Raw genomic sequence first — 9,755 nt, 5'->3', positions numbered from 1 at the left:
ATAATATACCAGATATACTTTATAGGGGATACATTATGATCATTACAAGCCCAAAAATGCTTTCTCAAGTTGTTCGTGAATTTCGTTATAAAGATAACCTCTCACAAACAGATATTTCCAAGCGAGCCGGAATCAAACAAGCTACTATCTCGGTTTTTGAAAATACACCTGAAAGTACCAAAATAGAAACCTTATTCAAAATTCTTACTGCATTAGAGTTAGAATTAGTGGTACAACCTCGTCCTACCTCCACAAAACAAGCAAAAAAATGATCTGATTGCAACACCTACGGCAATTTATAATAGCGATGATGATGGGGAAATTTGGTAATGGATAATTCACTACTTAATGTGGCAATGAATGGTATTTTAGTGGGCAAATGGCGACGTTCAAAAAATGGAGCCATGGAATTTCAGTATGTTGACAAATGGCTTTCATCTTCTCGTTCACGCCCTATTTCTCTTTCGCTTCCCCTTTCGACTAAAGCCTATCGTGGTGATGAAGTTTATAATTTCTTTGATAATTTACTACCTGATAATGAACAAATTCGTTCACGTATTCAGCAACGTTTCCAAACCAATACAAAAACACCATTTGATTTACTTTCAGCAATCGGACAAGACTGCGTGGGCGCAATTCAACTTTATCAGCATAATACACATATCGTAAAAACAGTTCATGCTGAAGCACTATCATCACTAGATATTGAAAATACGCTAAAAAACTACCGCACTTTTCCACTAGGAATGGAACAAAAAGAGGATTTTCGTATTTCAATTGCGGGAGCACAAGAAAAAACAGCATTACTCTACTATGATGGACAATGGATGCGACCACTACACACCACGCCTACTAGCCATATTTTTAAATTACCAATTGGCATAGTAGGGCAAGGTCAACTGGATCTCTCAAATAGCTGTGAAAATGAGTGGCTTTGTTTGCAAATTATGAAACAACTTGGTCTAAATGTTCCTTTCGCCAGCATTGAACATTTTGGCGAAATAAAAGCTTTGATTGTTGAACGTTTCGATCGACGCTGGTCTCAAGATAAAAAATGGCTTATTCGTTTACCACAAGAAGATATGTGTCAAGCACTCAATATTGCACCCGCTAGAAAATATGAATCAGACGGTGACCCTGGTATTTTATCAATTATGAAATTATTAAATGGTTCAGCAAATCCAAATGACGATCGAAAACAATTTTTTAAAGCCCAGATTATATTTTGGTTACTTTGTGCCATTGATGGACATGCAAAAAATTTTAGCATTTTTTTAGAACCATTGGGACATTACCGCTTAACACCCTTTTATGATGTGATATCAGCTTATCCTCTCATTAAATCAAACGGTTTAGCAAAACAAAAAGTAAAAATGGCGATGGCTTGGCACGGCGAAAATAAGCACTATTTATGGGATAAAATTAAATTACGACATATCTTTGCAACAGCGAAATTAGCAGGCTTATCGCAAGCAACCGTTGAAGAAATCTTATACGAAATAACATTTTGCTTACCAAAAGTTGAGAAAATCAATATAGGTCATTTGCCTAGCGATATTAGCGAGCCTATTTTAGATGGCTTAAGAAAACAGGCAAGGAAAATTCAATAACGCAAGATTTTTTAAATCTCCTCTTGACTTATTTAATCTGTACTAGTTTAATAGTACAAAAATTATTAAAAAGGATTTAAAAATGCAAAACAATGCTTTTATTGCGGTTACCACACAACCTGTTCCTTATCATTCAGATACCACGGCTATTTTTAACACATTATGTCATCATCCCAACACACTACTACTCGACTCTGCTGAAATCGGTAGTAAAAATAGCTTACAAAGCCTTATATTTATCAATGCAGCAGTCAAAATTACTTGCGTAGGTCACAACGTCACATTTAAAGCATTAAATGCAAATGGTAAACAGGTTTTGAAAGAGATTTTTCCTGTTTTAACTCAGAGTAATTCGCTAAGTGCGGTCGATTTTGATGATGAATTTTCTGTTGATTTCCCTCCGCTTGATAATCGATTGGATGAAGACAGTAAATTACAATCAACGACAATTTTTGATGGATTACGGGTTATTTTGAATCTTTACCAACACAGCGATACGGCTGTTTTTTTAGGCGGTTTATTTGCTTATGATTTAGTGGCCAATTTCATCCCGATGAATGACATCAGATTAAAAGATGATGGGATTTCTTGTCCTGATTACAGTTTTTATCTCGCCGAACATCTCATCACAATCGATCATCAAAGCCAGCAGGCAACATTGAAAAGTTACTGTTTTGCACAAGAAGAACAAGTCAATGTGGCAAAAACAGCCCTCGCTATCGCACAAAAATTAAAAAATATTGATCATATTTTATCTATTAAATCGGCAAGTGGTGAGGTGAACACAAATTTTGATGATCCTGAATTTATCAATGTAGTGCAAGCCTTAAAACACCATATCAATATTGGGGATGTTTTCCAAATTGTCCCTTCCCGCCGTTTTTCTCTTGCTTGCCCTAACGCACTCGCCAGTTATGCTCAACTTAAACAAAATAATCCAAGTCCTTATATGTTCTATATGAACGATGAAGATTTCATTTTGTTTGGCGCATCACCGGAAAGTGCGCTCAAATATACGCCGAAAAATCGTCAGTTAGAAATTTATCCGATTGCCGGCTCACGTCCACGCGGATTTGATGCGCACGGTAATATTGATCCTGAATTGGATACCCGTTTGGAACTGGAACTTCGATTAGATCACAAAGAGCAAGCAGAACACCTGATGTTAGTGGATTTGGCACGAAACGACATCGCCCGAGTTTGTCAAAGTGGTACTCGTCAAGTTGCAGAATTAATGCAAGTGGATCGTTATTCTCATATTATGCATCTTGTTTCACGTGTGGTGGGTAAACTTCGCCCTGAATTAGATGCGCTTCACGCCTATCAAGCCTGTATGAATATGGGTACACTCACCGGCGCACCGAAAATCAAGGCAATGCAGCTTATTTATCAATATGAACAACAAAAACGCCACAGTTATGGCGGTGCGGTGGGTTATCTCACTTCCGATGGCAGTTTAGATACCTGCATCGTGATTCGTTCAGCCTTTGTTCAAAACAGTATAGCACACGTGCAAGCGGGCTGTGGTGAGGTGTTAGATTCCGATCCGCAAATGGAGGCAGACGAAACCCGACACAAAGCCACTGCGGTATTAAAAGCAATTCGTCAGATCAACACACAAGCTAAATAGGGATACGTTATGGCAAATATTCTTTTTTTAGATAACTTTGATTCCTTCACTTATAATCTGGTGGATCAATTTCGTGTCTTAGGACATCAAGTTAAAATTTACCGCAACGATTGCGATTTAGAACAATTAATCGAAACCGCATTAAATATGCCTGAAACGATTCTTGCCCTTTCCCCCGGGCCCGGCACACCGGACGAAGCCGGTATTTTATTACCGTTGATTGAACGTTTAAAAGATAAAATACCCATTATCGGTATTTGTTTAGGTCATCAAGCATTAATTCAAGCCTTTGGCGGCAAAGTAGTTCACGCCGGTGAAGTATTACATGGCAAAGTGTCCAAAATCACCCATGATGGCGAGGCGATGTTTAAAGATCTCGTCAATCCGATGCCGGTTGCCCGTTATCATTCCCTTATGGGGCAAAATTTACCGCAGGAGTTTATCATCAATGCGGAATACAACGGCATTATTATGGCAATTCACCACCGTGAATTACCCATTTGCTCATTCCAATTCCATCCGGAAAGTATTTTAACCGTGCAAGGATCGCAGTTATTACAACAATCCATTGAATGGTTACTCAATCACTAAAAAAACAATGATAGGCACTAGCCTATCCAACCTAATAAGGAAAACAATATGATTACTGTATTTGGACTTAAATCTAAACTCACACCACGTAGAGAAATGTTAGCTGACGTGATTTATAACAGCCTCTATTTAGGCTTGGACATTCCCAAAGGAAAACACGCGATTCGTTTTTTAGGCTTGGAAAAAGAAGATTTTTACTACCCGTTTGATCGTAGTGATGATTACACCGTCATTGAAATTAATTTAATGGCTGGCCGAATGGAAGGGACAAAAAAACGCCTAATCAAAATGTTATTCAGTGAACTTGAATATAAACTCGGTATCCGTGCGCATGATGTGGAAATTACCATTAAAGAGCAACCGGCTCATTGTTGGGGATTCCGTGGAATGACGGGCGATGAAGCACGGGATTTGGATTATGATATTTACGTCTAATAGCCATGTGTTATTTACGACATCATAATAAAATTTTCAATCTCAAAAGTAGTAAATAGCACTATATCAAGGAACAAACTATGCAACACAACCTCTTATTAGAACAACTTTACGATGGTCATCAATTAAACCAATCAGAAAGTACCGCACTTTTTAATGCAGTCATTCAAGGTCATCTTTCAAATGAACAAATTGCTGCAATGTTGATCGCCCTAAAGGTTCGTGGTGTATCCATTGAGGAAATTAGCGGTGCAGTATCGGCATCACTGCAAAATGCAAATGCCTTTCCACGCCCTGATTATCCTTTTGCAGATATTGTCGGCACGGGGGGAGATGGTCAAAATACCATTAATATCTCTACGGCAAGTTGTATTGTGGCGGCGACGATGGGCGCAAAAGTGGCTAAACACGGTAATCGCAGCGTGTCCAGCCAATCCGGAGCAAGTGATGTTTTAACCGCATTAGGCGTCAATATCAATATTTCTGCACAATCGGCACGTCAAGCCTTAGATAAAATCGGCGTCTGTTTTTTATTTGCACAACAGTATCATTCCGGCTTTCGCCATGTTGCCCCTGTTCGCACAGCACTAAAAACGCGTACTGTTTTTAATATTCTTGGTCCATTAATTAACCCGGCCCGCCCCAATTATCATTTACTCGGTGTTTATGCACCGAAACTCGTGAAAACCTATGCTGAAACTGCCGTTAGCTTAGAGCATGAATACACTTTCGTTGTTCACGGTTCGGGCTTAGATGAAGTAGCGTTACATGGTGATACTCAAGTGGCAGAAGTGAAAAAGGGGAAAATAGACTACTTCACGTTAACACCTGAAGACTTTGGTTTGAAAGCACAATCCATTGAAAGCCTGCGAGGTGGCGAGCCACAAGAAAATGCCAAAATATTGACTGCACTTTTACAAGGAAAAGGTAAAGCGGAACATGCCAATGCCGTTGCTGCCAATACCGCATTATTGCTTAAACTATTCGGCTACAATGATCTCAAACAAAATACCCAAAATGTATTGGAAACCTTAGCCAGTGGCAAAGCATTTGAAACCTTGCAAAAATTAACGCAATATTAGCCCTAAAAATTCACCTGAATTTGTATTAAGTAGAAAAAAAGATGATTACTCAAGACTTCTCAAAACCCATTGATTCTGCGACCGTACTGCAAAAGATCGTCCTTGATAAAGCCGCATGGGTGAAAGCCAAAGAAGCGGAATTTCCGCTCAGTGCATTTCAACAAAATATCACAAAATCCGACCGCTCTTTTTATGATGCTTTATCAAAAGGCACACACCAAAAACCGGCTTATATTTTGGAATGTAAAAAAGCCTCCCCTTCGAAAGGATTAATTCGGGCTGAATTTAATTTATACGAAATTGCCAATGTCTATAAACATTATGCCTCTGCGGTTTCGGTGCTGACGGATGAAAAATATTTCCAAGGGGATTTTGAGTTTTTGCCTCAAGTGCGAAATATCGTGAACCAACCGGTACTTTGCAAAGATTTTATGATTAGTGAATATCAGGTCTATCTTGCCCGTTATTATCAAGCCGACGCCATTTTGTTAATGCTTTCCGTAGTGAATGATGAAACTTATCAGGTGTTGGCAGATCTTGCTCATTCGTTGGGAATGGGCATATTAACCGAAACCAGCAATGAAGCTGAGTTTGAACGTGCCTTATCATTAGGGGCAAAAGTCATAGGGGTGAATAATCGCAATTTACACGATTTAACGGTGGACTTAAATCAGGTTGTCCAATTAACAGAGAAATATGCCGATCGCATACCGGCAGATGTTCGCATTATCAGTGAATCCGGTATTTATGATCATCAGCAAATTCATCAGCTACAAAAGGTGGCACAGGGATTTTTAATCGGCAGTAGTTTAATGGGAAGTGCTGATTTAAACAATGCGGTTCGTGCCGTGATTTTTGGTGAAAACAAAATATGCGGCTTAACACGCACTCAAGATGTTAAAACCGTTTACGCAAACGGTACGCTTTATGGCGGGCTTATCTTTGCTGAAAAGTCAAAACGTTGTATCAGCCTGCGCCAAGCCCAGGAATTAGTCACGGCTGCGCCACTTCGTTTTGTCGGCGTATTTCAAAATCAAGAGATTGATTTTATCCTAAAAATTGCTCAACAATTACGCCTTTATGCCGTGCAATTACATGGTGCGGAAACACCGGAGTTTATCGCCGATCTTCGTCGTCAATTACCTGAAACCTACCAAATTTGGAAAGCCCTATCAATCGATACAAATGAAAAAAGTGCGGTCAATTTTGCCGATGATTTAAATGTTGCCCGCTATATTTTCGATAGCCAAACTGCAAACCAGCAAGGAGGGACGGGTAAAACCTTCGATTGGTCATTAATTCCTGAAAAGCTCAAATACAAAACAATTTTGGCTGGCGGGATTTCACCGGAAAATATTGAACAGGCAATGGCTCAAGGCTGTTTAGGTGTAGATCTGAATTCCGGCGTAGAAAGTGCTCCCGGTATAAAAGATGAGGTGAAAGTGCGGTCAGTTTTTGAGAAAATTTTTAATACGATATAGTTCTTTTAATTCAATACTGCAAAAGTGTAGTATAAATACTCTGAGACTTCACTAGGAGGTGGTTATGTCTAGAATAGCATTTGTCACCGGCGCAACAGCCGGATTTGGGGCGGCGATTTGCCGTACATTAATTGGCGCAGGTTATCATGTCATTGGCACAGGTCGCCGAACCGAACGATTAACCCTTCTCCACGCCGAACTTGGCGAACAATTTCTTCCTCTTGCTTTCGATATTTCTGATCGCGAAAAAACACAACAGGCCATCCAATCTCTACCCATTGAATGGCGTAATATTGATTTGCTTGTCAATAATGCCGGTCTTGCCCTCGGTTTAGAAACTGCGGATCAAGCAAATCTTGACGATTGGGAAAAAATGATTGATACCAATATTAAAGGTCTTGTCACAATCACTCGTCTTTTACTGCCTCAAATGGTAGCGCGCAATACCGGTCATATCATCAATCTTGGCTCAATTGCAGGCAATTATCCTTACCCGGGCGGTAATGTGTATGGCGGTACAAAAGCTTTCGTTAAACAATTCAGTTTAAATTTACGTGCCGATCTTGCCGGAAAAAACATCCGTGTGAGCAATATAGAGCCGGGGCTCTGCGGTGGGACTGAATTTTCCAATGTACGTTTTAAAGGTGATGACGAACGTGCGGAAAAACTTTATGAAAATGTTCAATATGTGACACCACAAGATATTGCAAATATCGTCTTGTGGCTAAATCAGCAGCCCGAACATGTCAATATTAATCGTATTGAAGTGATGCCAACTGCACAAACCTTTGCACCATTGAATGTCGCAAAAAATTCAAATTAATAATAAAGGAAACACAATGTCAGAAATGTTATTAAATCCGTATTTCGGTGAATTTGGCGGTATGTACGTGCCGGAAATTCTCGTACCGGTGCTTAAACAATTGGAAAAAGCCTTTGTTGAAGCTAAAAATGATCCGGAATTTCAACGGGAATTCCAAGATTTACTGAAAAATTATGCCGGCAGACCGACCGCACTTACCCTTTGTCGTAACCTGACAAAAGGCACAAAAGCTAAAATTTATCTTAAGCGTGAAGATCTTTTGCATGGTGGTGCGCACAAAACCAATCAAGTTCTCGGTCAAATTTTACTCGCAAAACGTATGGGGAAAACCCGCATCATTGCCGAAACCGGAGCCGGTCAGCATGGTGTGGCAACAGCACTTGCCTGTGCAATGCTCGATATGCCCTGCCGTGTTTATATGGGAGCAAAAGATGTGGAACGCCAATCTCCTAATGTATTTCGTATGCGCTTAATGGGCGCAGAAGTGATTCCCGTGCAAAAAGGAGCTTGCTCTTTGAAAGATGCTTGTTGTGAGGCGATGCGTGATTGGTCGGCAAATTATGAAAATACCCACTACTTGCTCGGTACGGCTGCCGGTCCACACCCTTTTCCAACGATTGTACGTGAATTCCAAAAAATGATTGGTGAAGAAACCAAACACCAAATTATGGAAAAAGAAGGTCGTCTGCCGGATGCTGTTATCGCTGCGGTGGGCGGAGGCTCCAATGCGATAGGTATATTTACCGATTTTATTGATGAACCAAATGTGCGTTTAATCGGTGTAGAACCGGCAGGCAAAGGCATTGAAACAGGTGAACACGGTGCGCCGTTAGGTCATGCCAAAATCGGTATTTATTTCGGTATGAAATCCCCTTTAATGCAAACGGAAGATGGTCAAGTAGAAGAATCTTACTCTGTTTCCGCAGGGTTAGACTTCCCTTCTGTCGGTCCGCAACATGCCTATTTACAAAGTATTGGGCGTGCGGAATATCCCTCTATCACCGATGATGAGGCATTAAATGCCTTCCAAGCACTCGCAAAGCACGAAGGTATTATTCCTGCATTGGAAAGTTCACACGCCCTTGCGCAAGCACTCAAAATGATTCATCAAGATCCTGATAAAACACAGATTCTTGTGGTGAATTTATCCGGTCGTGGTGATAAAGATATTTTTACCGTGGACAAAATTTTAACAGAAAAAGGAATGAAATCATGAGCCGTTTTGAAACTAAATTTGTCGCCCTTAAGGGAAAAAATGAAGGCGCATTTGTTCCTTTCGTAACACTATGTGATCCTACTTTTGAGCGTTCTTTTGAGATTATTTGCACGCTTGTTGATAATGGTGCCGATGCCCTTGAATTAGGCTTTCCTTTTTCTGATCCACTGTTAGACGGTCCTGTTATTCAAGCCGCAAATAATAGAGCATTAGAGGCAGGACACAGCACGGAAGATAGCTTTAAATTGCTGGAAAAAGTGCGGTCAAAATATCCGGAGATTCCCATTAGTTTACTGCTTTGTGCCAATCTTATTTTTGCCAAAGGTCTAGATGCATTTTATCAACGATGTGCTGAAGTCGGTGTCGATGCCGTATTGGTGGCGGATATTCCGTTACTGGCTAAAGATGATTACATCAATGCTGCGAAAAAATACGGTATTCAACCTGTTTTCATTTGCCCGCCAAATGCCGATGCCAAAATCATCCAAGGTGTGGCAGAAAACAGCGAAGGTTATACTTATTTGGTTTCTCGTTCCGGTGTCACCAGTGCAGAGAACCAAGCGCATGCCAAAAATCTGGATTCTTTGGTCGAACAATTGAAAGCATACAATGCACCGCCTATTTTACAAGGATTCGGTATCGCCCAACCAAACCAGGTAAAAGAAGCCCTACAATTAGGCGCTGCCGGTGCAATTTCCGGATCTGCGACTGTAAAAATTATTGAGCGCCATTTAGGTAATCATACACAATGTCTAATTGAACTCGCTGAATTTGTTCGGCTGATGAAGGCTGCAACTAGACAGTAAAAATCCACCTTCATAGAAGGTGGCTTTAGTTGACGCCCCATAGGGGCGTTTCTAAATTCCAATTCTCAGAATCCGAATTTT

General features: G+C 40.4%; 10 protein-coding genes. All 10 read left to right on the top strand.

The features are described 5' to 3' along the window. On the top strand, positions 1 to 272 hold a 272-nt coding region (locus tag BKK47_RS09705), incomplete at its 5' end, for a helix-turn-helix domain-containing protein (protein WP_244149131.1). Positions 273 to 329: 57 nt separating this feature from the next. After that, a complete protein-coding gene (locus BKK47_RS09700) occupies positions 330 to 1,610 on the top strand; it encodes a type II toxin-antitoxin system HipA family toxin (protein WP_077494649.1) in 1,281 nt (426 codons plus the stop codon). Positions 1,611 to 1,692: 82 nt separating this feature from the next. Continuing rightward, the gene (gene trpE / locus BKK47_RS09695; RefSeq protein ID WP_077494648.1) at positions 1,693 to 3,240 is read left to right on the top strand and encodes an anthranilate synthase component I; all 1,548 of its coding nucleotides are present in this window, start codon (positions 1,693 to 1,695) and stop codon (positions 3,238 to 3,240) included. Between the two features lie 9 nt (positions 3,241 to 3,249). Beyond that, positions 3,250 to 3,831: an aminodeoxychorismate/anthranilate synthase component II gene (locus BKK47_RS09690; RefSeq protein WP_077494647.1), complete on the top strand. Its 582-nt coding sequence runs from the start codon at positions 3,250 to 3,252 to the stop codon at positions 3,829 to 3,831. Between the two features lie 48 nt (positions 3,832 to 3,879). Next, complete coding sequence (locus BKK47_RS09685) at positions 3,880 to 4,266, top strand: tautomerase family protein (protein WP_077494646.1); 387 nt, start codon at positions 3,880 to 3,882, stop codon at positions 4,264 to 4,266. 80 nt (positions 4,267 to 4,346) lie between these two features. Beyond that, positions 4,347 to 5,348, top strand: a complete 1,002-nt coding sequence (gene trpD / locus BKK47_RS09680) for an anthranilate phosphoribosyltransferase (RefSeq protein ID WP_077494645.1) — start codon at positions 4,347 to 4,349, stop codon at positions 5,346 to 5,348. Between the two features lie 41 nt (positions 5,349 to 5,389). After that, entirely contained in the window at positions 5,390 to 6,829 is a 1,440-nt protein-coding gene (trpCF, locus tag BKK47_RS09675; protein ID WP_077494644.1) for a bifunctional indole-3-glycerol-phosphate synthase TrpC/phosphoribosylanthranilate isomerase TrpF, read from the top strand. A gap of 64 nt (positions 6,830 to 6,893) precedes the next feature. Beyond that, positions 6,894 to 7,652 carry an SDR family oxidoreductase gene (locus tag BKK47_RS09670; RefSeq protein ID WP_077494643.1) on the top strand — a complete coding sequence of 253 codons (759 nt, stop codon included), beginning with the start codon at positions 6,894 to 6,896 and terminating at the stop codon, positions 7,650 to 7,652. Positions 7,653 to 7,668: 16 nt separating this feature from the next. Then, a complete protein-coding gene (gene trpB / locus BKK47_RS09665) occupies positions 7,669 to 8,868 on the top strand; it encodes a tryptophan synthase subunit beta (protein WP_077494642.1) in 1,200 nt (399 codons plus the stop codon). Beyond that, positions 8,865 to 9,674 carry a tryptophan synthase subunit alpha gene (trpA, locus tag BKK47_RS09660; RefSeq protein WP_077494641.1) on the top strand — a complete coding sequence of 270 codons (810 nt, stop codon included), beginning with the start codon at positions 8,865 to 8,867 and terminating at the stop codon, positions 9,672 to 9,674. The genes trpB and trpA overlap by 4 nt, the downstream gene beginning before the upstream one ends. Positions 9,675 to 9,755: the final 81 nt, after the last annotated feature.

Origin of the sequence: Rodentibacter mrazii (genome assembly GCF_001998825.1) — a bacterium.
Classification (GTDB): Bacteria; Pseudomonadota; Gammaproteobacteria; order Enterobacterales; family Pasteurellaceae; genus Rodentibacter; species Rodentibacter mrazii.
The sequence above is the reverse complement of the archived record's forward strand: the minus strand, read 5'-3'. Positions and strand labels throughout refer to the sequence as shown.